Origin of the sequence: Ramlibacter sp. (assembly GCF_035548915.1) — a bacterium.
In the GTDB taxonomy this organism is placed as follows: domain Bacteria; phylum Pseudomonadota; class Gammaproteobacteria; order Burkholderiales; family Burkholderiaceae_C; genus Ramlibacter.
This window is the reverse complement of sequence record NZ_DASZSE010000014.1, coordinates 62,305-84,173: the sequence shown is the minus strand read 5'-3', so window position 1 is coordinate 84,173 and position 21,869 is coordinate 62,305. Positions and strand designations below refer to the sequence as shown.

At 69.9% G+C, this 21,869-nt stretch carries 21 protein-coding genes; 10 read left to right on the top strand and 11 right to left on the bottom strand.

Annotated elements, in window-relative coordinates; all coding sequences use genetic code 11:
* Positions 1-101 precede the first annotated feature (101 nt).
* Positions 102-548, top strand: coding sequence for a host attachment protein (locus VHA82_RS03485; protein ID WP_325540310.1), 447 nt, complete (start codon positions 102-104; stop codon positions 546-548).
* Between the two features lies 1 nt (position 549).
* A complete protein-coding gene (locus VHA82_RS03480; RefSeq protein WP_325540308.1) occupies positions 550-1,155 on the top strand; it encodes an SH3 domain-containing protein in 606 nt (201 codons plus the stop codon).
* Positions 1,156-1,284: 129 nt separating this feature from the next.
* Here the strand turns inward: VHA82_RS03480 and VHA82_RS03475 are convergent, their stop codons facing one another.
* The 10 genes from VHA82_RS03475 to VHA82_RS03430 all read right to left on the bottom strand — a co-directional run bounded on the left by VHA82_RS03475 (position 1,285) and on the right by VHA82_RS03430 (position 10,599).
* Positions 1,285-3,417 (bottom strand): xanthine dehydrogenase family protein molybdopterin-binding subunit, encoded by a 2,133-nt coding sequence (locus VHA82_RS03475; RefSeq protein WP_325540306.1) that lies wholly within the window; start codon positions 3,415-3,417, stop codon positions 1,285-1,287.
* Positions 3,414-3,887 carry a (2Fe-2S)-binding protein gene (locus VHA82_RS03470; RefSeq protein WP_325540304.1) on the bottom strand — a complete coding sequence of 158 codons (474 nt, stop codon included), beginning with the start codon at positions 3,885-3,887 and terminating at the stop codon, positions 3,414-3,416. The genes VHA82_RS03475 and VHA82_RS03470 overlap by 4 nt, the downstream gene beginning before the upstream one ends.
* A complete protein-coding gene (locus VHA82_RS03465) occupies positions 3,884-4,861 on the bottom strand; it encodes a hypothetical protein (protein WP_325540303.1) in 978 nt (325 codons plus the stop codon). The genes VHA82_RS03470 and VHA82_RS03465 overlap by 4 nt, the downstream gene beginning before the upstream one ends.
* Before the next feature lie 41 nt (positions 4,862-4,902).
* Entirely contained in the window at positions 4,903-6,333 is a 1,431-nt protein-coding gene (locus VHA82_RS03460) for an MBOAT family O-acyltransferase (protein ID WP_325540302.1), read from the bottom strand.
* Between the two features lie 85 nt (positions 6,334-6,418).
* On the bottom strand, positions 6,419-7,021 hold the full coding sequence (locus VHA82_RS03455) for a hypothetical protein (protein WP_325540300.1): 603 nt from the start codon (positions 7,019-7,021) through the stop codon (positions 6,419-6,421).
* Between the two features lie 24 nt (positions 7,022-7,045).
* Entirely contained in the window at positions 7,046-7,573 is a 528-nt protein-coding gene (locus VHA82_RS03450) for a hypothetical protein (RefSeq protein ID WP_325540298.1), read from the bottom strand.
* Positions 7,570-7,848: a type II toxin-antitoxin system MqsA family antitoxin gene (locus tag VHA82_RS03445; RefSeq protein WP_325540297.1), complete on the bottom strand. Its 279-nt coding sequence runs from the start codon at positions 7,846-7,848 to the stop codon at positions 7,570-7,572. Before VHA82_RS03445 ends, VHA82_RS03450 begins: the two co-directional genes overlap by 4 nt.
* Positions 7,849-7,864: 16 nt before the next feature.
* On the bottom strand, positions 7,865-8,836 hold the full coding sequence (locus tag VHA82_RS03440; protein ID WP_325540295.1) for an alpha-ketoacid dehydrogenase subunit beta: 972 nt from the start codon (positions 8,834-8,836) through the stop codon (positions 7,865-7,867).
* 37 nt (positions 8,837-8,873) lie between these two features.
* Complete coding sequence (locus VHA82_RS03435; protein ID WP_325540293.1) at positions 8,874-10,106, bottom strand: thiamine pyrophosphate-dependent dehydrogenase E1 component subunit alpha; 1,233 nt, start codon at positions 10,104-10,106, stop codon at positions 8,874-8,876.
* Between the two features lie 64 nt (positions 10,107-10,170).
* Positions 10,171-10,599: an Hsp20/alpha crystallin family protein gene (locus VHA82_RS03430; RefSeq protein ID WP_325540292.1), complete on the bottom strand. Its 429-nt coding sequence runs from the start codon at positions 10,597-10,599 to the stop codon at positions 10,171-10,173.
* 140 nt (positions 10,600-10,739) lie between these two features.
* Here VHA82_RS03430 and VHA82_RS03425 point away from each other — a divergent pair, with 140 nt between their 5' ends.
* From VHA82_RS03425 to VHA82_RS03415, 3 genes are all read left to right on the top strand, one after another.
* Entirely contained in the window at positions 10,740-12,128 is a 1,389-nt protein-coding gene (locus tag VHA82_RS03425) for a trypsin-like peptidase domain-containing protein (protein WP_325540291.1), read from the top strand.
* A gap of 97 nt (positions 12,129-12,225) precedes the next feature.
* Positions 12,226-12,798 (top strand): hypothetical protein, encoded by a 573-nt coding sequence (locus tag VHA82_RS03420; protein WP_325540289.1) that lies wholly within the window; start codon positions 12,226-12,228, stop codon positions 12,796-12,798.
* 38 nt (positions 12,799-12,836) lie between these two features.
* Positions 12,837-13,673 carry a universal stress protein gene (locus tag VHA82_RS03415; protein ID WP_325540288.1) on the top strand — a complete coding sequence of 279 codons (837 nt, stop codon included), beginning with the start codon at positions 12,837-12,839 and terminating at the stop codon, positions 13,671-13,673.
* A 247-nt stretch (positions 13,674-13,920) separates the two neighbouring features.
* Here the strand turns inward: VHA82_RS03415 and VHA82_RS03410 are convergent, their stop codons facing one another.
* Entirely contained in the window at positions 13,921-14,373 is a 453-nt protein-coding gene (locus VHA82_RS03410) for a universal stress protein (RefSeq protein ID WP_325540287.1), read from the bottom strand.
* Positions 14,374-14,501: 128 nt separating this feature from the next.
* Between VHA82_RS03410 and mgtA the strand changes: the two genes are divergently transcribed.
* The 5 genes from mgtA (at position 14,502) to VHA82_RS03385 (ending at position 21,852) form a co-directional block, all read left to right on the top strand.
* The gene (gene mgtA, locus VHA82_RS03405) at positions 14,502-17,108 is read left to right on the top strand and encodes a magnesium-translocating P-type ATPase (RefSeq protein ID WP_325540285.1); all 2,607 of its coding nucleotides are present in this window, start codon (positions 14,502-14,504) and stop codon (positions 17,106-17,108) included.
* 127 nt (positions 17,109-17,235) lie between these two features.
* Positions 17,236-18,633, top strand: a complete 1,398-nt coding sequence (locus VHA82_RS03400; protein ID WP_325540283.1) for an efflux transporter outer membrane subunit — start codon at positions 17,236-17,238, stop codon at positions 18,631-18,633.
* Positions 18,588-19,913 carry an efflux RND transporter periplasmic adaptor subunit gene (locus tag VHA82_RS03395; RefSeq protein ID WP_325540280.1) on the top strand — a complete coding sequence of 442 codons (1,326 nt, stop codon included), beginning with the start codon at positions 18,588-18,590 and terminating at the stop codon, positions 19,911-19,913. Before VHA82_RS03400 ends, VHA82_RS03395 begins: the two co-directional genes overlap by 46 nt.
* Positions 19,910-20,644 (top strand): ABC transporter ATP-binding protein, encoded by a 735-nt coding sequence (locus tag VHA82_RS03390; RefSeq protein WP_325540278.1) that lies wholly within the window; start codon positions 19,910-19,912, stop codon positions 20,642-20,644. Before VHA82_RS03395 ends, VHA82_RS03390 begins: the two co-directional genes overlap by 4 nt.
* Positions 20,644-21,852 carry an ABC transporter permease gene (locus tag VHA82_RS03385; protein WP_325540276.1) on the top strand — a complete coding sequence of 403 codons (1,209 nt, stop codon included), beginning with the start codon at positions 20,644-20,646 and terminating at the stop codon, positions 21,850-21,852. The genes VHA82_RS03390 and VHA82_RS03385 overlap by 1 nt, the downstream gene beginning before the upstream one ends.
* Positions 21,853-21,869 lie beyond the last annotated feature (17 nt).

Below are 21,869 nucleotides of genomic sequence, written 5' to 3'. Positions count from 1 at the left end.
GGCCCCCAACGCGTTCGTGCTTCATGGCCTGCGCCGCATCGCGCACGCTCGCGTTCGCATTCAGCATGACCAAGCGCCGCGGCAAACTTAGGAGTTGACTCATGCAACACAAGACCGAATGGTTCCTGATCGCCGATGCCACGCGGGCCCGCCTCGCGGCGCGCGTGGATGGCGGCCTGCTGAAGCAGATCGCTTCTTTCGAACACCTCGCGAGCCGCAGGAAGACGAGCGAGCTCGGCGACGACAAGGCCGGCCGCGAAATGAGCGGCAGTGGCTTCGGGGGCTCGGCCTTCGAGCCCAAGACCGATGCGCATCGCAAGGAACACCTGCGGTTCGCCCACGAACTCGCGCAGTACCTGGAACACGAGGCCGTGCGCGGCAGCTTCGATGCGCTCTCGATCTTCGCGCCCAATCCGTTCTTCGGCGAACTGAAGCAGGAGCTCGGCAAGAACACGGGGCATCGGCTCGGCGCCTCCCGGCCCGTGGACCTGATCGACGTCGGTGCGGCGGAGCTGGAGGAACGAATCCAGCACGCCGTCGCGAGCTGACATGAAGATGCGTCTCACGGGTTTCATCGCCGCCTGTGTGCTCGCGCTCTCGGGCGCGGCGCACGCGCAGCAGTTCGCCTCCACCAGCAAGAGCGTGCACCTGCGCGCGGGACCGGGGCGGGATTTTCCCGTCGTCGCCATCCTCGGCCCGCGCACCGCCGTGAACGTGTACGGCTGCGTGCCGAGCTACACGTGGTGCGACGTCGAAAGCGGCCCGGACCGCGGGTGGGTATACGCGGGCAACCTCGTGTACGCCTACGACAACCGCGAGGTGCTGCTGCCGAGCATCGCCGCCGTGGTGGGCATCGGCATCGCGGGATTCGTGCTGGAGGACTACTGGCACGACCACTACCTGGACCGCTGGTGGTGGCCGGTGCGCAGGCGCTGGTATCGCCCGCCGCACGTGCCGCCGCTGCGCGGGCACCCGCCGGTGCGCGTACCGCATCCCCCCCGCCCGCCGGGGGCGGGCGTGCATCCACCGCCGGGGGCGGGCGTGCATCCGCCGCCGGGGGCGGGCGTGCATCCGCCGCCGCGCGGACCTGTCGCGCCGCATCCCCCGTCCGGAAGGCCCGCGCCGCGCGGTGCGGGGCCGGATGGACGGCGCTGACGGGCGGGGCGCTTCGCTTCGGCCGATCCGCGCGCTGGCCTTCGCGCTCGCTCTCCTCTCGAGCGGCGCGCAGGCTGGCGCGATGCTTCCCGATGCATTGCAGCAGGTGGATGCGCGCGGCATCGCCGATCAAGCGCTGACGGCACGCCGCACGCGTTCGGGCGTCATCGGCAACCGCAGCACGCGCGCACCGGCCGCGTCGAACACCGCGTTCGCGAGCGAAGCACCCGCGGTCGTGATCGAGGGCTCGCCGCCGCCCTGCGGTGCGAGATCGTCGTTGCGCACCAGGATCGCCTCGATCCGCGGCATGTCCGAAAAGCGCGGGATCCGATACGTGTCGAAGTTGCGGTCGAGCACGTCGCCGCCCTGGAAGCGGACCTCCTCGCTCAACGTGTAGCCGAGACCCATCGCGAGGCCGCCTTCGATCTGCATCTTCGCGCCTTCGGGATTCACGACGATGCCCATGTCCTGCGCGCAGACGAGCCGCAGCGCGCGGACTGCGCCGGACTTCGCGTCGACCGCGACGTGCGCGATCGTCGCGACGCACGTGCCCGCGTCGACGCTGCATGCCACGCCGAAGCCGCGGCCGCTCGGCGCGGGCGAGGGCTTCCAGCCGAATGCATCCGCTGCCGCGCGCAGCACGCGCCGCATGCGCTCGTCCCGCAGATGGCGCAGCCGGAATTCGACGGGGTCCACGCCCGCGGCGGCGGCCATCGTGTCCATGTGCGATTCGATCGCGTAGACGTTCATGTTGGCGCCTGGCGCCCGCCACGGGCCGACCGCGAGCGGGTGCGCGCCTTCGGCGAGTTGCTCGCTTGCGTACGACGCGCCGCTCATCACTTCCACGCGCAGGTTCGGGATGTCGTAGAAGACGGCCGCGCCCCGATCGCCGCAGCCGAAGACGCGGCTCCTCCAGGACGCGATGCGGCCTTGCGTGTCGAGGCTGCTTGCGATGCGAACGACGGCGGCTGGGTCGAACGTGTCGAGGAAGAATTCCTCGCCGCGCGTGCGCTCGACCCTCACCGGCCGGCCGCAAGCGCGCGAGAGGCGCGCCGCTTCCACGGCTTGCGCATCCGCGCTCTTGCCGCCGAAGCCGCCGCCCACATAAGGCACGATCACGCGCACCGCCGACGCCTCGAGACCGAGCGCGCGTGCAATGCGGTCGCGCGTGGGAAAAGGCGTCTGGGTCGAAGCCCAGACGGTCGCTCGCCCGTCCCGCACATCGGCGAGCGCCGCGTGCGTTTCGAGCGGCGCATGCGCGACGTAGCCCTTGCGATATTCGGCGTCGAAACGGCGCGTGCCCGCGTCGCCGGGTCCGAATTTGCCCTGGTCGACAAGAACCCGCGGCGCGGATTTCGTCGCGGCAAGATGCTCGAAGATCGATTCGCTGTCGACGCGCGCGGGCGGAACATCCCACTGCGCCTGCACGCGGGCGAAGGCGGCATCCGCTTCGTGCGACCATTCGTGCAGCACGGCCATGAGGCCGCCTTCGCCTTCGCCTTCGCCTTCGCCTTCGTTCACCCAGCGCGCGCCCGGCGTGGCGAACACCGCGCCGGCGTCGACGCGCACGAGCCGCGCGCCATGTGCGGGGGGCCGCACGATGCGTGCATGCAGCATGCCGGGCAGGCGCAGGTCGCCCGTGTACTTCGCCGCGCCCGTGAGTTTTTCCCGCGCGTCGAGCCGCTGCGGGGACGTGCCCATGACGCCGAATTGCGACGCGGCACGCAGGATCTCCTTGCGGCCCACGACGGCGGCGATGCGCGCGCCGCCCGCGAGCTGCGCGTAGGTCGCGCCGCGCTCGGGCTGGCCGCGCACGAATACGCGAGCGTCCTTCACGTCGAGCCGCGCGGCATCCACGCCGAGGCGCCTGGATGCGAGCTCGATGAGCGCCATGCGTGCCCTGGCCGCTGCCGCGCGCAGCGCGGGCCCGAACATGCGCGTGGTGAGCGAGCCGAACGTGCCCATGTCCCACGGGCAGCGCGCCGTGTCGCCGAGCACCATGTCGACCGCATCGAGCGCAACGCCGAGTTCCTCGGCCGCCATCTGCGCCAGCGACGTGAGCACGCCTTGCCCCATCTCGATCTTGCCGGAAAGCACCGTGACGCGGCCATCGGTCTTCACGACGAGGTAGGCGTTGACGTCTTCGGGGTACGAAAACGCCGGTGTCTGCGCCCCGGTGGGCTCGGGCCAGGCGACCATCACGACGATGCCGCCGCCGAGCATGCGCAGCAGTTCGCGCCGATTCAGAGGTGCGGCGGTCATCCGTTGTCCTTGTCGCGGCCGGCGGCTTCCACGGCCGCGACGATGCGCTGATGCGCGCCGCAGCGGCAGAGGTGGTGATCGAGCGCGGCCACGATCGCCTCGCGCGTGGGACGCGGGTTCGCGGCGAGCAGCGCGTGCGCGGCCATCAGCATGCCCGGCGTGCAGAAGCCGCACTGGAAAGCGCCGCGCGCGGCGAATGCGCGCTGCAGAGCGTCGAGCCGGTCCCCGTCCGCCAGGCCTTCGACGGTGGTGACCCGATGGCCGGCCACCTGCGCGGGCGGCGTGACGCAGGAGCGCACCGGGCGGCCGTCCACGAGGACGGTACACGCGCCGCAGAGGCCTTCGCCGCAGCCGTACTTCGGCCCGGTCGCGCCAAGCTGCTCGCGCAGCATCTGCAGCAGCGTCGGCTCGCCCGTGGCGTCGGCCACCACCGGCCGGCCATTCAGAAGGAAGCGGACTTCGGCGGTCATGGCTGGGGACCGCGCCTTCCGGCGAGGAGGAGCGGCTTCAGCTCGCGGTCGAACAGCATCTGCACACCGGTGCGGCCGAGATGGTCGCTGTCGAAGTAAAAGCGCGGCTCGTCGATCGAGGCGGAATAGTCGTGGTACTCCGCGCCGGCGAGCGACGCCGTGCGCGCGAGGGCCGCTTCGAAATCGGCCTGCCGCGGCAACTGCGCGCGGAACACGGCCGGCACGGGCATCTGGATGACGGTCACGCGCGCGCCCGACGCGCGCGCATCGCGCAGCAGGCGGTCCAGTTCGGCGAGGTAGCGCGCCTGGGTAGCCTGGGTATCGGCGGCGGCGCCGTCGGGGTAGAGATAGTCGATGCGCTTCTTCACCGAAGTCGAGGAGGCCCGCCATTGCCGCTCGAACTGCGCCTCGCCCTCCCACGCGTCGAGCTCGAAGCGCTGGCGGTTGTTGATCTTCGAGAACCCGCTCACGTAGTCGAGCCACGCGCGCCAGCTCACGCCTTCGGTGCGAACGTAGCCGGCGAGCGCCGCCGCGAGCGAGGCATCGAACGGCGTGCGCGCGAGCAGCTTGGCGTCGCCGAAGCGGTCTTCGTTCCACGCGCGCGACTGGAAGGCGAACGCATCGGCCACGTAGAGCACGTTCGCGGCCTTGTGCCGGCGCAGGTACTGCCGCAGCACGAGCCGGCTGTAAACAGGCCCGGTGCCTTGCGCCGCGAGATTGACGATGGTCTGCCCGGTCGCTTCCCGCATCGTGGCACCGAAGCCGCCGAAGTCGAGCGGCATGGCATGCGAAGTGCCGAGGATCAGCCAGTCGGCCGAGGGCCGATCGAGCGTCTCGATCTTGAAGAAAGGGTTGCTGTGGCCGTTGCGATAGACGAGCGCTTCCGCCCCCGCAAGGAGCAGCAGATAGAGCAGCAGCCCGATGCCCACGAATGCGGCCGACGCGCGCGCGAGGCGCCGTGCGGCGAGCGGCATGGGTGTCATGGCAGGCGGGGGCATCTGCGCTTGCATCGGCTTCAGAACTGCATGTAGATGAATTCGCTCGCCTGCCACCGGCCCAGAACCAGCAGCACCGCGAGTGCCGCGTAGCAGGCGGCCCAGCGCCACGCGGTGGGCCGGGCCGCGAGACGCGCGAGCACGGGCTTGCGTTCGTCAACGGCTTCCACCACCAGCAGCGCCGCGATGAGCGCGAACCCGAGCTTGTGGTCCGCGCCGTAGGGATACTGCGCGAGCAGATGCGGCAGTTCGGCGACGCGCGAGCCGATGCGTTCCAGCACGACCCATGCGTCGTGCAGCGACTTCGCGCGGAAGAACACCCACGCGAGCAGGATCAGGTGGAAGGTGAACACGATCCGCAGCACGACCCATGCGCGGCTCGCCGCGATGCGGGGAAAAGCGCGGGCCGCCCGGTCCCACAGCGGTTTCGTCGCGAGACCCGCCCACTGGTAGCCGCCGTTGAGCGCGCCCCACACGAGGAAGGTCCAGCCGACGCCGTAGCCGAGCCCGGCGTGCCACAGGCCGCTTGCGACGAACACGAGCATGATGTTCAGGTACTGCCTCACGCGGCCGGCGCGGCTGCCGCCGAGCGGGATGTAGAGGTAGTCGCGAAACCACCGGCCGAGCGAGATGTGCCAGCGCTGCGCCCAGAATTCCGCCGTGCTGCGCGAAAAGTAGGGCCGGCGGAAGTTCTCCGCGAGCGGCAGCCCGAACAGCAGCGACACGCCGATGGCCATGTCGGTGTAGCCGGAGAAATCGCAGTAGATCTGGAACGCGAAGAAGTAGACGCTTGCGAGCAGGTCCACCGGCGACGCATAGGCCACCATGCCGAACGTGCGGTCCACGAGCGGCGCGAGGTTGTCCGCGATGGCGACCTTCTTCACGAGGCCCCAGCCGATCAGCTGCGAGCCGAGCACGATCTGCTCGGGCGTGGGCCGCACCGCTTCGCGCACGCGCGCGAGGAAGCCCGGCGCGCGCTCGATGGGGCCGGCGAGGATCTTGGGAAACCACGCGAGGTAGAGCGCGACTTCGCCGGCGTGCGCGCCGGTGGGCGTGCGGCGCCGATACGCATCGACCAGGTAGCTCGCGGCCGAGAACACGTAGAAGGAAAAGCCCGCGGGCGCAGCCAGGCCGAGCCGGGGCAGCGCCAGCTCGCTCGCGGTGAAATCGTAGAACTTGGCGACGACGAGCGAGCCGATCGCGAGCACGAGACCCGCGGCCAGCCACGCGCGGCGCGCGCCGTCGGCTTCCATGCGTGCCAGCACCGCCCCGCATGCCCACGTGACCGCCGTCACGGCGGCGAGCCACAGCAGATGCGAAGGCTGCTGCCAGCCGTAGAAGATCCCGCTCGCCACGAGCAGCCAGAGCCAGCGCACGCGTTGCGGCGCGAACGCGAAGAGCGCGAGCGCGGGCGCGAGAAAGAGGAAGAAGTCGAGCGAGTTGAAGAGCATGGCCGTGTCTTTTGCTGGGGTGAGGGGGCGCGCCGCCACCCTCACCCCAGCCCTCTCCCGCAAGCGGGAGAGGGAGTCGGAAGACTCAGTAGCTCGCGCCTCCCGCGCGCAGCTCCGGCGGCACGTCGTCGATCGGGATGCCCGCGTTCAGCACGAGGAAGCTCGCGAGCTGCTCGCGCTGCTCCTTCGAAAGCTTGATCATCACGTGGCTCGGCTTGTTCATCGTGCCCAGCCACGCTTCGCGCGTGCGGTTCTGCGTGATGACCACGGTGATGATGTGGCAGCCCTGGCACTTCTCGAGCGCCATGTCGCGCCCGTCGATCGGCAGCGCCTTTTCGAGCGCGGCCTGGTTCGCAGCCGGGTTCACCTTGCCCGCCGGCAGCGGCATGTTGAAGGCCATGTAGTCGGCGAGCGTCTCGAGTTCCTTGTCGCCGAGCTTGCCGAGCGCGGCCATCTGCGCCTTGTGGCCGCGCAGGTACTGCCGCCATTCGTCGCGCGAATGCTTTTCGGCGAGCATGGCGTTCACTTCCTGCGCGGGTGGATGCGTGCCGAGCACGCGCGCGAGAAGGGTTCGCCCGCCCTGCGGAATGAAATCGAACACGTCCTTCTCTTCGGCCCACGCGGCGCCGAGCGCCAGCGCGGCCGCTCCCGCGCAGGCCGTGGCAATCAGGATGCGGCGGATGGTCATGGGAAGAATCCTTCGTTGGAGGGTCTAGAACCGGAGTTCGGCCGGGATGTCCTCGACCTTCATCGGCATGTTGATCTCGGAGTAGCGCGCGAACTCCTCGCGCTCCTGCGCCGACATCCTGATGTTGCGGTGGAAGGGAGCGAGGAACATGTTGCGCCACCGCGTGGCCGAACCGGTTTGCGTGAGATAGCCCGCGAAGAGCGAATGGCACGACTGGCAGCCTTCCCACGCGAGGTCGCGTCCGTCGGGCGGCAGCGCCGCGGCGCCGTTCGCCGTGGGCATGTTCACGGCCAGGTAGGCCGCGAGCGTGGCCTGTTCCTTTTCGGTGAGCGGCTTCTTCTGCGCCTTCGCGAACTCGAGCCACTGTGCCTCGGTCCGCTTCTCCTGCCGGATCGCCGCGAGGTCGGCAGCCGTCGGCGCCACGACGTCGACGAGGAGCGCTCGGCCGCCCTTCGGCATGAAGTCGGACGTCTCGCCGCCGGCGGCGACGAGCAGCATCACCGCCACGCCCGCGAGTGCGAGACGCAGCGCGCGCGGCGGCCCGGCCTTCATCGCTCCGGCGCCGTCGCGAGGGCGTCTTCGAGCGAGAACACGGTCACCGCCATCACGCGCCGCGCGGCTTCGGGGTCGAACCCGGTGCCGCGCAGCAGGTCGAGCGCCACGATGGTCGCGTCGTCGTAGTACTGCTCGCCGCACGCCGCGCACTGCAGGGCCGGGATGTCCTCCACGACCACGAGGCGGTCGTCGTGCCAGAAGGCCGAGCGGGCGTTCGTCGGGTGGACGTCGTGCGCCCCGCAGTTCGTGCATTTCGCGACGGAAAGTTGCATCGTGCGCTCCCTGGCTTTACCCGACGAGTTTTTTCGCCGCGGCCACCACGTGGTCCGCGTTCGGCCGCATCCAGAGGAACATCTCGGGCGATGCGGGCGGGGCGGCGTCGGGGAAGGCCACGCGCTTGAACTTCGCGCCGTCGACGTTCTCGGCCACGCGGGCGATCACCTCGGCGCCGGGGCAGAGCGTGTAGTAGCTCTGGTCCACGGTGAGCAGGCGCTTCGTCTTGCGAACCGAATTCACGAGCGTCTCGGTGTCCATCGGCTTGATCGTGCGCAGGTCGATGGCCTCGACGCTCATGCCCGCGGCCTTCAGCTTCTCGGTGGCTTCCAGCACGTCGGGCATGCTCGCGCCGGAGCCGACGATCGTGATGTCGTTGCCCTGCGAGCGCACGGCGGCCTTGCCGATCGGAACCGAATACTGGTCGTCCGGCACTTCCTCCATCAGTTCGCGCAAGCCCGCCGGGTACAGGTACACGACCGGGTCGGGATCGCGCAGCGCGGACACCATCATGCCCTTCGCGTCGTACGGCGTCGACGGCACGACCGTCTTCACGCCGGGGATGTGCGAGTAGTAGGTGTCGATCTCGTAGTCCGAGTGCTGCCCCGCGAAGCCCGGCGTCTGCCCGGTCATCTCGAGGATGTACACGATCGGCATCGAGGCCTTGCCGCCCGTCATGAGCCGAAGCTTGCCCGCATGGTTCTGGATCACCTGGAAGCACATGCAGTTGCCCTGGTAGGGGATGTAGGTGGCGGCCTTGGAGCCCGCGAGCCCCGCGCCGAGGACGGCCGAGGCCATCCAGTTCTCGTCGATGCCGGTATTCAGCACGCGGTTGCGCGTGAACTCCGTCTCGAGGTTGATCACCGGCTTGCCCGGGTTCGATGCGACGGGGGGCGTGAGCTCGAAGAGCCACAGCATGTTCTTGTCCTGCCGCATTTCGTGCTGGACCGCTTCCAGCACCGAGTACATCCATGTCTTGCGTGCCATGTCGATATCTCCTTGGGTCTCGTTGATCTCGTGCGTCTCAGCCGAATTGCCGCGCGGGGACGGGTTCGCCGGAGGCGAAGACCCTCGAAAGCGCGCCGTCTTCCTTGCAGTTGGGCTGCGCGGCGGCCCACTGGAACGCCTCGATCGCTTCCTGCTTCGCGGCAGCCTCGATCTGGTCGGCGCGGGCGCGGTCGAACACACCCCAGTTGATGAGCGTGTCGCGGGCGATGTTCACCGGGTCGCGCTGCATCCAGGCGCGCACTTCGCGCTCGGGGCGGAACGAGGTGATGGCGAGCGGGTCGTAGCCGAAGGCGCCGAGCTCACCGGGCTTCACGCCGGGTGCGCCCCAGTGGTTGTAGTAGCGGTAGGTCTTGGCTTCGATGAGCGTCGGGCCTTCGCCGCGCCGCGCACGCTCGACCGCGGTCTTCGCGGCGTTGTAGACCTGGAACACGTCCTGGCCGTCGACCACCACGCCGGGGATGCCGTAGGGCGCGGCCGCTTCGGCGATGTCCTTCATCGGGCACGAATACGAATAGTGCGCGTACTGGTGATAGAGGTTGTTCTCCAGCACGTAGATGAAGGGCAGCTTCAGGAGCGCGGCGTTGTTGAGCGTGCCGTGGAAGTGCGGCGTCGCGTAGGTGCCGTCGCCGCCGAAGTTCACGACCACCTGCTTGCTGCCGCGCGCCTTGATCGCGAGTGCCGAGCCGGTGGCGATCACGGGGCCGGGGCCGATCATGCCGTCCGCGCCGATGAAGCCCACCTCGGGGTCGGACAGGTGCATCTCGCCGCCGTAGCCGCCGTTCAGGCCCGTGGCCTTGAACTCGTTCTCGGCCGCCATCTTCTTCATGTCGACGCCCTTGGCGATCGCATGGCCCGTGGGCCGGTGCGTGCTGTACACGAGGTCGGCCTGCATCACGCCGCCGCTGTTGTTCAGCGCCGCGCACACGCCCGAGGCGATCGCCTCCTGGCCGGCGTAGAAGTGGTTGTAGCCGCGGTAGTTGGGATCGCTCGCCATCTTGTCGGCCATGGTCCTTTCGTGCCAGCGGATGCGCACGATCGTGCGGTACATGTCCACGAGCTTGTCGTTCGGCAGGTCCTTGGACCAGTAGCCGATCTCGCCCTGGGCCAGCGCCCTGCCGGCGATCGACACGGCAGCACCCGCGGCGGCCGCGCCCTTCAGGAATGAGCGGCGCTGCATGGAGGCTCCCACGTCGCTCGCATTCGTCACGCGCAGCAGCGCGTCGCCTTCGGTCTTGACTGCATCAGCCATGTCGGTCTCCTATCGTTTGGGCAATCGTTGGGGCAATCATTGGGGCATTCGTTGGATGCATCGCCTACTGGATGGCGATCTTCCGGGCGGCCGAGCCCGCCTTCTTGGGCAGTTCGAGCGTGAGCACGCCGTCGGCGTACTTCGCCTGGACGTTCGACTCGTCCACGTCCTGTGCGAGGCTGAAGGCCCGGGAGACGGTGCCGTAGTAGCGCTCGCTGCGAAGCACCTTGTCGCCGTTGCCCTTGGTCTCTTTTTCGCTCTTCACTTCGGCATCGATCTGCACGAGGTTGCCGTCGATGCGCACGTTGATGTCTTCCTTCTTCACGCCCGGGATGTCGGCCTTCACGCTGTAGGCCTTGTCGTTCTCGGTCACGTCGACGCGCATCTTCAGAGGGGGCGTGTCGAGTTCGAGCGAGGCCGGCGCGAAGAAGCGCCGCAAAGCGTTCTCGAAGTTGTCGCCGATCAGCGGATCGAACAGTCGGAGGTTGCTCATGTCGGTTCCTTTCCTTTCCTTTCGAAGTGGATGTGCAGGCGCATTCGTGCGTCCATGACGAATTCACTTTAGGCTTCGCACAAAGGATGGAATTGATGCGCGTCAACTACCCGCGCAGGCCGTTTCGCAGAATCCGATCGATGAAAGGCGGATTGACTTTTCGCACGCTCGGGCTTTGTGTGCTCGCATTCGCGCTGGCGTTCGGTGCGGCCGCGGCCGCGGGCCGCACGTGCGACGGGCGCAACGTGGTGGCACCGGCGGCATCGTTCGCGCAGGCGGCCTCGCGCGTCGCGCCCGCGGTGGTGAGCGTGCTCGTGATCCGGCCGCATGCCGATACCGCCGACGACGAAGGGCCCGCGTTCTTCCATCCCATGGCCGGTGGATCGCCCGCAGCCCTTCCCGATGGACAGGAACGCTCGTTTTCCTCCGGCTTCGTGCTGCGCGCGGGCGAGGTGATCGCAAGCGCGCATGCGGTCGCCGCCGCGCAAGGCGTGTGGATCGTTCTTGCCGATGGAAGGCGCTTCGCGGCCCGCGTGCTGGGATTCGACCGCCGCAGCGACGTGGCGCTTCTCGCCGTGCCCGCGGACGGACTTTCTCCCGTCGCGGTCGCGCGCGAGCGCGTCTGCGCGGGCGACTGGGTCGCGGCGCTCGGCGCGCCCTTCGGCTTCGAATACAGCGTGAGCGCGGGTGTCGTGAGCGCCTGGCCGCGCGTGCTGCCCGGCAGCGTGACCGTGCCGCTCATTCAGACCGACGTCGCGCTCAACCCCGGCAGCTCCGGCGGGCCCCTCTTCAACGCCGCGGGCGAAGTCGTGGGGATGAACACCATGGTCTATTCGGATACCGGTGTCTACATGGGCGTGTCGTTCGCCATCCCGATGGAAACCGTGCTGCAGGCCGCGGCCGAACTGAAGAGCGCGGGCTACGTCCGGCGCGGGACGATCGGTGTGCGCACGCAGCCCGTCACGCCCGCGCTGGCCGAGGCGTTCGGCCTGCCCGCCGCGCGTGGCGCGCTCGTCGCGAAGGTTCTGGACAAGGGCATGGCACGTGCCGCGGGCTTGCGCCCGGGCGACGTCGTGACGTCGCTCGACGGGCGGCGCATCGGTGACCAGCAGGAATTCGAGACGGCGGTCGACCGCGCGAAGCCGGGGCAGCTTCTTTCGCTCGGCATCTGGCGGGACCGGTCTCGCCGCGACGTCGTCATCGTGGCCGAGGCCGAGGCGGCCGACACGCCGCCGGCAGCCGGTGCGAGCGACGCCCCCGAGGAGCATCGCCTCGGCCTCATGCTGCTTGCGCCGCAGCTCGCGCGCGGTCACGGCCCGGGCGTGTTCGTGGCGTCCGCGTCGGGCTCGAGCGTGCTCGCGGGGCTGGAGCCGGGCGACCGCATCACGGCCGTGAACGGCCGGGAGGTCGCGAACGCGGAGGATTTCGACGAGGCCCTCGCGAGCACGCTGAATGCGCGTTCCGTCGCGCTGCTCGTCGTGCGCTCCGGCGTGCCGCTCTACATCCCGGTGCGGCGGCTCGGGCGCTGAGCCGGCTCGATCGGTCGTCCCTCAACCCGCAGGCCGTGCACGCGGCTCGTTGACGTGGGTCAACCCCGCGGGGCGGCACTGCTGCAAAAGTGAAGCCATGAGATTGCGATACACCCCGATCGTTGCGGCCTGCGTGTTCCTCGCGTCGTGCGCTTCCATGCTGCCGCGCGGCAGCACCGACACGCCGTCGCCCTTTGCCACCTTCGCCGAAGCGCAGGCTTCCGCGGAGAAGATCGTTGCCTTCCGCACGCGCACGGCCGACCTGCGCGAGTTCGGCTTCGACCCCGAGCAGGGCAGGAACGTGACGCTGATCCCGTATCCGGAAATCGTCTCGCGCCTCGCGCCGTATTCGGGCGTGCCGCTCGCGGACCTCGACCCCGGTATTCGCCAATGCATCCTCGCCAAGTCGATGTGCAAGGCGTGGGTCTTTCGCTTCGCTCGCGAAAGCCGCAAGCGCGAAGGCGGCTTCTGGGCCGACTTCTTCAACGTGAGGCGTGTGACGAGCGTGGAGGGCTGGTGGTTCGAGGCGCTCGTCGTGGCGTCCGAAGGGACCGTTCTGTTTCGCAACTATGCGGGCCAGGCCCACACCGATCGTGTCGAGCGCCAGAACAACCCGCTCGGCCCCTTGCAACCCGCCGGCGAATCCGTCGGCTCCGTCCTCGTTCACTGACGCATCGAGCGGCGCGGCCGCTCAAAGGAGAAATCGACATGAGCACTTCACTTCAGCAGATCCTGGTTCACCTCGATTCGAGTCCTGGCGGGCGTGCGCGGCTCGAAGTCGCGCGTGAGATCGCCCGGCACCAAGGCTCGGCGGTCTGCGCCCTCTATGCGGTGACGCCGAGCTATCTCGACATTCCGTACGGCGGCGCGATGGCGCCTTCGGTCGCGAGCGATCTGGTGCAGATCGACCGCGAGCGGCGCGACAAGGTGCGCGCCGATTTCGACCAGGCGATGCAGACGCCGGGGCCGGTCGCGGACTGGGCCGAGGCCGTCGAGCTGCCGGTCATCGAAAGCTTCATCGAGCAGGCGCTCACTGCCGACATGCTGGTGCTCGGCCAGCATGACCCTGGCGCGCAGCCCGAGCTGCCGGGGGACTTCAACGAGTCCGTGATCATCGCGAGCGGCAAGCCCGCGCTGGTCGTGCCCTACACGGGCTGGACGCGCAAGATCGGCGAAACGGTGGTGATCGCCTGGAAGCCGACGCGGGAGTCCGCGCGCGCCGTCACGGCGGCGCTGCCGCTTCTGCAGCGGGCGCAGCGAGTGCACGTGCTGAGCTTCGGCGAGGAAGTGCCGCCCGAGATTCGCGGACACCGCCTCGGCCTGGCGGGGTGGCTGCGCCAGCATGCGGTGGAAGCGCAGTTCCATCACGAGCCCGTCGCGCCGGAGGCGCTGGGCGAGATGGTGCTGTCGCGCCTCTTCGACCTCGGCGCGGACATGCTGGTGATGGGCTGCTATGGGCACTCGCGCGCGCGCGAGCTGGTGCTGGGTGGCGTGAGCCGCACGGTGATGCGCGCGCAGACCGTGCCGGTGCTGATGGCGCATTGATCGTCGGCACCGCGGGTTTCTTGCCTACTGTCGTCGGCGCGCCCCACCGTCATCGGCGCGCCCGGCCGTCATCGGCGCGCCCCGCCGTCAACGGCGCGCCCCCCGTCATCCCCGCGCCTCCCCCCGTCATCCCCGCGAAAGCGGGGATCCAGCGGCTTCCTCCGCCCGACAGCGGCATGGAGTCACCGCATCGAGTGCATAAGCCACTGAATCCCCGCTTTCGCGGGGATGACCCCTGACCCTCAACTCAATCCACGCCCGGCCCGCCCCGGATCACCAGCACCGGCACCGGCGCGTTGCGGATCACCTGCTCCGCGCCGCTTCCAAGCAGCACGCGGCCGATGCCCTTGCGGCCATGCGTGCCGACCACGATCAGGTCGGCTTCCCAGGCCTTGGCCTCGGCCGCCACGGCCTCGCCCACTCGCTGGCCGGGCAGCTCGATGAGATGCGTGTCGGCATCCACGCCGGCCGCGCGCGCCACCGCGAGGCCGTCTTCGAGCGTCTTCGCGCCGTAGTCGCGCGCCACCTGCATGACGTAGCCCGAGTCCTCGAGCCCGCTCACCATCGCGAGCTCGTCGATGGAGTGCAAGAGGCGCACGGTGCTGCCCATGTCGCGCGCCAGATTGAGCGCCGCGACGAGCGCCTTGTTGGAAGTCTCGCTGCCGTCCACCGGCACGAGGATGCGTCTGTAGCCCGCCATGTTTCACCTCTCGGTCGTTTCGATTGCTTGGGAAGTTCGATGGTGGCGCCGCCGCGCACCGCGTGCTTGACCACCGTCAAGCGCGCCGCACGAAGCCAAAGCCAAGATGAGCCGCTGAAAGTCTCGCGATGTTCCGACCGCCTGCCATTCCCGCGCCCGCTGCGCTGCCGCCCGACTGGTGGCAGCACGAGCCGGACGCACTGCTCGCGGCGCTCGGCAGCTCGCCGGCCGGACTCGCACCGGGCGAAGCCGCACGGCGGCTCGCGCGCTTCGGCGCCAATCGCGTGGGCACGGCACGTCGCCGCGGCTGGTGGCTCGCGATGTCGCGGCGGCTGCGCAATCCGCTCCTGCTCGTGCTCGTGGCGGCGGGCATCGCATCGCTTGTCACGGGCGAAGGCACGAGCGCGTGGATGATCGGCTGGACGGTGGCCGCGAGCCTCCTGCTCGACCAGATTCAGCAGCACCGCGCCGACTCGGCGGCCGCGAAACTGAGCGCGCAGGTGGCGATCCGCGCGCGCGTGCTGCGCTCGGGCGCCGAAGCGTCGCTCGAAGTCGCCGAGCTCGTCCCCGGCGACGTGGTCGTGCTGCGCGCCGGCTCGCAGGTTCCGGCCGACGGCGTGCTGCTGGAAGGCCACGATCTCTTCGTGCAGCAATCGGCCCTCACGGGCGAGTCGTTCCCCGTGGAAAAAGAGGTGCGGCGCGCCGCCGGCGCCGCCATCGAGGACGCGCCATGCGTGCTCTTCATGGGCAGCAGCGTGCTGTCGGGCACCGGCACGATGCTCGTGTGCCGCACGGGCGAGGCGACGCAGCTCGGCACGGTGTCCGGCGTCGTGGCGGCGGACCGGGGCGAACTCGCGCTGGAGGCCGACATGCGCCGCTTCGGCGCGATGATCCTGCGCATCGCGTTTCTCCTCGTGCTCTTCGTGCTGCTCGCAGGCGGCATGTCGCACCGCCCCTGGCTCGAGACATTCCTGTTCGCGGTCGCGCTCGCGGTGGGCATGACGCCCGAACTGCTGCCGATGGTGCTCACCGTGAGCCTCTCGCGCGGCGCGCTTCGGCTCGCGCAACAGGAAGTGATCGTGAAGCGGCTGGCCTCGATCCACAACCTCGGCTCCATGGACGTGCTGTGCACGGACAAGACCGGCACGCTCACCGAAGCGCGCATCCAGCTCGCTCGCCACTGCGACATCGACGGCACCGAGAGCGCGGCGGTGCTGGAAAACGCGTTCCTCAACAGCCATTTCGAAAGCGGCATCCGCACGCCGCTGGAGGATGCGGTGCTTGCCCACGGCGAAGTCGATCCGGCGCCCTGGCGCAAGATCGACGAAGTGCCGTTCGACTTCGAGCGGCGGCGGCTTTCCGTGCTGCTGGATCGCGCGGGCGAGCGGCGCCTGAGCGTGAAGGGCGCTCCGGCGGACGTGCTCGCGCATTGCGACCGCTACCTCGCCGCCGGCGGGCCGCTCGCGTGGACCGGCGAGGCGCGCGAGCGCGCGGCGGCCACGCTGCGGTCGCTCGAAGACAGCGGCTTTCGCGTGCTCGGCGTGGCGTGCAAGGAAGTCCCCGCGACGCAGGAAAGCGCCGGCCTGAAGGACGAGAGCGAGCTCGTCTTCGCGGGCTTCGCGGCGTTCCTCGATCCGCCCAAGGCCGACGCGCGCGCCGCATTGCGCGCCCTCCATGCGAAGGGCGTCGAAGTGAAGGTGCTCACCGGCGACAGCGAACGCGTGACGCGCCACCTGTGCGGTGAGCTCGGCATGCCCGTGAAGGGCGTTCTGCTGGGAAGCGACATCGCGCACCTCGACGAGCGGGCGCTCGCGCAGCGCGCGCGCAAGGCGAACCTCTTTTGCCGGCTCGACCCGATGCAAAAGGAGCGCGTGATCCAGGCGCTGCGCGCGCGCGGCCACGTGGTCGGCTTCCTCGGCGACGGCATCAACGACGCGCCCGCGCTGCATCGCGCCGACGTCGGCATCTCGGTGGACACGGGCGCGGACACGGCGCGCGCGTCGGCCGACCTCATCCTGCTGCGCCACAGCCTCGGCGTCCTGAGCGCGGCCGTCACGGAGGGCAGGCGAACGTTCTCCAACACGCGCAAGTACATCCTGCTTGGCACCAGCTCCAACTTCGGCAACATGATCAGCATGGCTGCGGCGGCGCTTTTTCTGCCGTTCCTGCCGATGACGGCGCTGCAGATCCTGCTGAACAACCTCCTGTACGACTTCGTCTCGGTGGCGCTGCCGCTCGACCGCGTGGACGCGCACGAGCTGGATCGCCCGAAGCACTGGGACGTGCCGCAGCTCATGCGCTTCATGCTCGTGATCGGGCCCGTGAGTTCGCTCTTCGACATGCTCACGTTCGTCGTACTGATCGCCGTGCTCGGCGCCGGCGCGGCGCAATTCCAGTCGGGCTGGTTCATCGAGTCGCTTGCGACGCAGGTGCTTGCGATCTTCGTCATCCGCACGCGCGGCGCTGCGCTGGGGAGCCGTCCGCATCCGGCCGTCCGGGCCACGGCGGGGGCGATCATCGCAGCGGGCGTGCTGCTGCCGTTCACGCCGCTTGGCCCGCTCTTCGGCCTGGTCGTGCTCCCCGCGCGGTTCTATGCGGCGCTCGTGCCCATGACCGCCGCGTACCTCGTGCTGCTCGAATTGGCCAAGCGGCGTTTCTGGCGCTCGGCCGTGCGCGGGCGCGGACTTCATCCATCCCGGACGCGTCTTGCGCGCGGCACAATGGGAGCACCGTGATGCCGATCCCATCCGCCCTGGCATCTGGCGGTTTGCGAGGGTAGCCGCCGCGCAGACTCCTGGCGGGCGGCCGCGCTTGACCCACCTCAATCTCACGCCAGGCGTCGCGGCCTAGTATCGATCGGTGATGAGGATTTCATTCGTGCCGGTCGCCGTGTTCGTCACGGCGGGCTGCGCCGTCCACCCGCTCGACGTTGCGCCTCACGGGGTCGACGCCGTTCCGGCGCAATGGACCGAAGCGGCGCCCGCGGGAACCGCCGCGTCCGCGCAATGGTGGCGCGTCTTCGACGACCCGCTGCTCATCGAGCTCGTGATGGACGCGCGGTCGGCAAGCACGGACGTTGCGATCGCCCGCGCCAATCTCAGGCAGGCACGCGCCGCGCGAGACGAGGCGGCGTCGGCGCTCGCGCCAGCACTTTCGCTCGGCGTATCCGCGCAGCGCTCGGCGCTTGCGGGTGGCAAGGGACGCGACAGCTTCCAGGTGGGCGTGGATGCCGGATGGGAGGCCGATCTTTTCGGCGGCACGCGACACGGCGTCGCGGCGCAGGACGCGCTCTTGCGGGCCGATGCGGACACGCTGGCGGCCGTGCAGGTCGCGATCGAAGCGGAAGTCGCGCTCGCCTACGTCGACTTGCGCAGTGCCCAGGTGCGGGCGCGGATCGCACGCGACAACCTCGCGAGCCAGGAAGACACGCTTTCGATCAGCCGATGGCGCGCGCAAGCCGGCCTCGCGAGTTCGATCGACGTCGAGCAGGCGCTGGGCGCCGCCGAGCAGACGCGCGCCACGATCCCCGCGCTCGAGGCGGCGGCAGCGCAGTCGGCGCATGCGATCGCCGTGCTGACCGGCCGCGCGCCGGGCGCGTTGCGCGAGCGGCTCGCCTCCGGCGCGGCGATGCCGGCCGCGCGCGAAGTTGCTTTCGTCGTGCCGCCCGCGCAAGCGCTTCGCCAGCGCGCGGACGTGCGCGCGGCCGAAGAAAAGCTCGCGGCCGCGGCCGAACGTGTCGCCGCGGCCGATGCCGCACGCATGCCGTCGCTGCAACTCGCCGCGTCGGCCGCATGGAGCGGCCTCACGCTCGGCAGCATCGCAGAAGTGTCCGCCGCGCGGTCGCTGCTCGCATCGCTTTCGGCGCCGCTCTTCGACGCGGGCCGGCTGAAGGCGCAGCTCGCGGGCCGCGAGGCGGAATTCGAAGCGGCGTACGAAACCTATCGCGCGAGCGTGCTCGGTGCGCTGCAGGAAGTGGAGGATGCATTGGTGGCACTTTCATCGGCGCGCGAGCGGCTCGCGGCTTTGCGGACTTCCGCGCAGGCCGCGCGCAACGCGGAGCTGCTCGCCTCCCAGCGGTACGCGGGCGGCGTGATCGATTTCCAGACCGTGCTGGACACGCAGCGCACGCTGCTCGGCGTGCAAGGCAGCGTGGCCGCGGCGCAGGCGGACCTCGCCGCGGCGCACGTGCGGCTTTACAAGGCGATGGGCGGCGGATGGCGCGAGAGCGAATCGAAACTCGCGTCGAAGGCGGCATCGTGAACGCGCCCGACATCCGCATTCGCGAATTGCTCGGCGGCGAGGGGCGCGCGCCGTGGTATCGCCGCATGCTGTCCTGGATCGCATTCGCCATCGTCGCGGTGCTCGCCGTCGTCGCGTGGTGGTGGAGCGCGCAGCACGACGCCGCGGCACTGCCGCGCTTCGCGACGGAGCCCCTTACCCGCGGCGATCTCGTCGTGAAGGTGACCGCCACGGGCACCTTGCAGCCGACGAACAAGGCCGACGTGGGCAGTGAACTCTCGGGCACCGTGGCGCGCGTGCTGGTGGACTTCAACGATCGCGTGAAGAAGGGCCAGGTGCTGGCCGAGCTCGACACGAGCCGGCTCGCCGACCAGGTGTCGCGTTCGCGCGCGGCGCTCGCGGTGGCCCAGGCCGGCCTGCGGCAGCAGGAAGCCACGGTGCAGGAAGCAACGGGCAATCTGCAGCGCCTTCAGGAAGTGGCGCGGCTTTCCGGCGGCAAGGTGCCTTCCGCGGCGGAGCTCGCGTCGGCGCAGGCCGCGCTCGCGCGCGCGGAAGCCGCGGTGGCGAGCGCACGCGCCGCCATCGCCGATGCCACCGCGGCGCTCAGTGCCGACGAGACCAGCCTGCGCAAGGCCTCCATCCGCTCGCCGCTGGACGGCATCGTGCTGTCGCGCTCGGTGGACCCGGGCAACGCGGTGGCCGCGTCGCTGCAGGCGGTGACGCTCTTCACCATCGCGGAGGATCTCACCCGCATGAAGCTCGAGGTCAACATCGACGAGGCCGACGTGGGACTCGTGCGCGAAGGCCAGCGCTCGACGTTCAACGTGAGCGCGTATGCGCAGCGCGAGTATCCCGCGACGATCCTGCGGGTGAACTACGGCTCGACCACGAAGGACAACGTCGTCACCTATCTCGCCGAGCTCGCCGTCGACAATCGCGACCTCACGCTGCGGCCCGGCATGACGGGCACGGCCTCGATCGTCGCGACCGAGCGCCACGGCGTGCTGCTCGTGCCGAACGCGGCGCTGCGCTTCTCGCCGGACGCGCAGGCGACTACCGCAAGCGGCGGCACGAGCATCGTGTCGAAACTGCTGCCGCGCTTTCCCCAGCGGCAGCGCCGCGCGGGCGCGGAGGGCGCGGTCGCGCCCGGCGCGCGGCAGGTCTGGGTGCTCGAATCGGGCCGGCCCGTCGCCGTCGCCGTGACGACCGGCGTATCCGATGGGCGCCTCACGGAGGTGTCGGGCGACGCGATCCACGAGGGCATGGTCGTGATCACCGACCAGCTCGGGGCCACGAAGTGAGCGAGACTGCGCCGCCGCTCATCCGGCTGCGGCACGTGAGCCGCGTGTACGGGCAGGGCGACACCGCGGTCTACGCACTGCGCGACGTCGACCTCGACATCGCGCGCGGCGAGTTCGTCGCGATCATGGGGCCGAGCGGCTCGGGCAAGTCGACGGCGATGAACCTGATCGGCTGCCTCGACTCGCCCACTTCGGGCGAATACTTCTTCGACGGCGCGCCGGTGCACGCGATGACGCGCAACGAACGCGCCTTGCTGCGGCGCGGCCGGCTCGGCTTCGTGTTCCAGGGCTTCAATCTCCTGCCGCGCACGTCGGCGCTGGAGAACGTCGAGCTGCCGCTGCTTTATCGCGGCATGCCGGCGGCCGAACGGCACGCCGCGGCCGCGAAGGCGCTTGCGCTCGTCGGCCTCGAAGGCCGCGAGCATCACACGCCCGCGGAGCTTTCGGGCGGCCAGCAGCAGCGCGTCGCGATCGCGCGCGCGCTCGTCACCGAACCTTCGGTGCTGCTTGCCGACGAGCCGACCGGCAACCTCGACACGCAGCGCAGCCGCGAGATCATGGCGCTTCTGAGCGAGCTGAACACGGCGCGCGGCATCACCATCGTGATGGTCACGCACGAGGCCGACATGGCGCGGTATGCGCGGCGCATCGTGCGTTTTCTGGACGGCCGCGTGGCGAGCGACGGCGGCGCGGCCGAATCGCCGGTGCTCTCCGAACCCGAGGCGGCCTGATGGGCTGGAGCACCTTCTGGCTCGCGCTGCGCGAGATACGGCGCAACCTGATGCGCTCGTTTCTCACCGTGCTCGGCATCGTGATCGGCGTCGCGGCGGTGATCACGATGGTGACGGTGGGCAACGGCGCGACGCGCGCGGTGTCCGATCAGATCTCGAGCCTGGGCAGCAACCTCGTGATGGTCCGCCCCGGGCAGCGTCTGGGCCCGGTGAGCGATACCGCGGGCGCGCAGATGTTCAAGGAGGCGGACGCGCAGGCGCTCGCGACGCAGCTCGCGGGCATCAGCGCGGTGGCGCCCGCGCAATCGGCCGGCGTGACCGCCGTCTATGGCGGGCGCAATTGGGCGACGCGCGTGACGGGCAGCACCGCGGAATACTTCCACACGAACAACTGGCGCGTCGCGCAAGGCCGCGTCTTCAATGAAGCCGAGGAACGCGCGGGCGCGTCCGTGTGCCTGATCGGCGAGACGATCCGGCACGAGCTCTTCGGCCGGCAGGACCCGGTGGGCGAGCAGCTGCGCGTGCGCAAGTTCTCGTGCCAGGTGATCGGTGTGCTGGCCTCCAAGGGCCAGGCCGCGATCGGCCAGGACCAGGACGACACGATCGTCATGCCGCTGCATGCGGTGCAGCGGCGGCTCACGGGCAATCAGAACGTCGGCACGCTGCTCGTGTCGGTGGCCGACGGTGCCGATGCCGAGCGCGTGAAGCGCTCGATCGGCGAGCTGCTGCGCGAGCGGCGCAAGCTGGCGGCGGGCGAGGAGGACAACTTCAGCATCATGGACACGCGGCAGATCGCCGATGCGCTTTCGGGCACGACGAAGGTGATGACGATGCTGCTGGGCGCGGTGGCCGGCGTGAGTCTGCTCGTGGGCGGCATCGGCATCATGAACATCATGCTCGTGAGCGTGACCGAGCGCACGCGCGAGATCGGCGTGCGGCTGGCGATCGGTGCGCTGGAGCGGGAGGTGCTGCTGCAGTTCCTGGTCGAGGCCGTCGTGCTCTCTTCAGCGGGCGGTCTGGCGGGCGTGGGGCTGGCCGTCGTGGCTTCCTACGTGCTTGCGTCGCTGATGGGTGTGCCTTTTCTGTTCGATGCGGGCATCGCGCTGCTCGCCTTCGGTTTCTCGGCGGCGATCGGCGTGCTGTTCGGCTTCGCGCCCGCACGCAGGGCGGCGAGCCTCGATCCGATCGAGGCGCTTCGGCACGAATGAGCCGGCGCGCACCCTCA

Excerpts from the sequence above, each read along its gene's own strand:
- VHA82_RS03485 (WP_325540310.1), top strand. The coding sequence starts at position 102 with ATGCAACACAAGACCGAATGGTTCCTGATCGCCGATGCCACGCGGGCC.
- VHA82_RS03480 (WP_325540308.1), top strand. The coding sequence starts at position 550 with ATGAAGATGCGTCTCACGGGTTTCATCGCCGCCTGTGTGCTCGCGCTC.
- VHA82_RS03475 (WP_325540306.1), bottom strand. The coding sequence starts at position 3,417 with ATGACCGCCGCACCTCTGAATCGGCGCGAACTGCTGCGCATGCTCGGC.
- VHA82_RS03470 (WP_325540304.1), bottom strand. The coding sequence starts at position 3,887 with ATGACCGCCGAAGTCCGCTTCCTTCTGAATGGCCGGCCGGTGGTGGCC.
- VHA82_RS03465 (WP_325540303.1), bottom strand. The coding sequence starts at position 4,861 with ATGCCGCTCGCCGCACGGCGCCTCGCGCGCGCGTCGGCCGCATTCGTG.
- VHA82_RS03460 (WP_325540302.1), bottom strand. The coding sequence starts at position 6,333 with ATGCTCTTCAACTCGCTCGACTTCTTCCTCTTTCTCGCGCCCGCGCTC.
- VHA82_RS03455 (WP_325540300.1), bottom strand. The coding sequence starts at position 7,021 with ATGACCATCCGCCGCATCCTGATTGCCACGGCCTGCGCGGGAGCGGCC.
- VHA82_RS03450 (WP_325540298.1), bottom strand. The coding sequence starts at position 7,573 with ATGAAGGCCGGGCCGCCGCGCGCGCTGCGTCTCGCACTCGCGGGCGTG.
- VHA82_RS03445 (WP_325540297.1), bottom strand. The coding sequence starts at position 7,848 with ATGCAACTTTCCGTCGCGAAATGCACGAACTGCGGGGCGCACGACGTC.
- VHA82_RS03440 (WP_325540295.1), bottom strand. The coding sequence starts at position 8,836 with ATGGCACGCAAGACATGGATGTACTCGGTGCTGGAAGCGGTCCAGCAC.
- VHA82_RS03435 (WP_325540293.1), bottom strand. The coding sequence starts at position 10,106 with ATGGCTGATGCAGTCAAGACCGAAGGCGACGCGCTGCTGCGCGTGACG.
- VHA82_RS03430 (WP_325540292.1), bottom strand. The coding sequence starts at position 10,599 with ATGAGCAACCTCCGACTGTTCGATCCGCTGATCGGCGACAACTTCGAG.
- VHA82_RS03425 (WP_325540291.1), top strand. The coding sequence starts at position 10,740 with ATGAAAGGCGGATTGACTTTTCGCACGCTCGGGCTTTGTGTGCTCGCA.
- VHA82_RS03420 (WP_325540289.1), top strand. The coding sequence starts at position 12,226 with ATGAGATTGCGATACACCCCGATCGTTGCGGCCTGCGTGTTCCTCGCG.
- VHA82_RS03415 (WP_325540288.1), top strand. The coding sequence starts at position 12,837 with ATGAGCACTTCACTTCAGCAGATCCTGGTTCACCTCGATTCGAGTCCT.
- VHA82_RS03410 (WP_325540287.1), bottom strand. The coding sequence starts at position 14,373 with ATGGCGGGCTACAGACGCATCCTCGTGCCGGTGGACGGCAGCGAGACT.
- mgtA (WP_325540285.1), top strand. The coding sequence starts at position 14,502 with ATGTTCCGACCGCCTGCCATTCCCGCGCCCGCTGCGCTGCCGCCCGAC.
- VHA82_RS03400 (WP_325540283.1), top strand. The coding sequence starts at position 17,236 with ATGAGGATTTCATTCGTGCCGGTCGCCGTGTTCGTCACGGCGGGCTGC.
- VHA82_RS03395 (WP_325540280.1), top strand. The coding sequence starts at position 18,588 with ATGGCGCGAGAGCGAATCGAAACTCGCGTCGAAGGCGGCATCGTGAAC.
- VHA82_RS03385 (WP_325540276.1), top strand. The coding sequence starts at position 20,644 with ATGGGCTGGAGCACCTTCTGGCTCGCGCTGCGCGAGATACGGCGCAAC.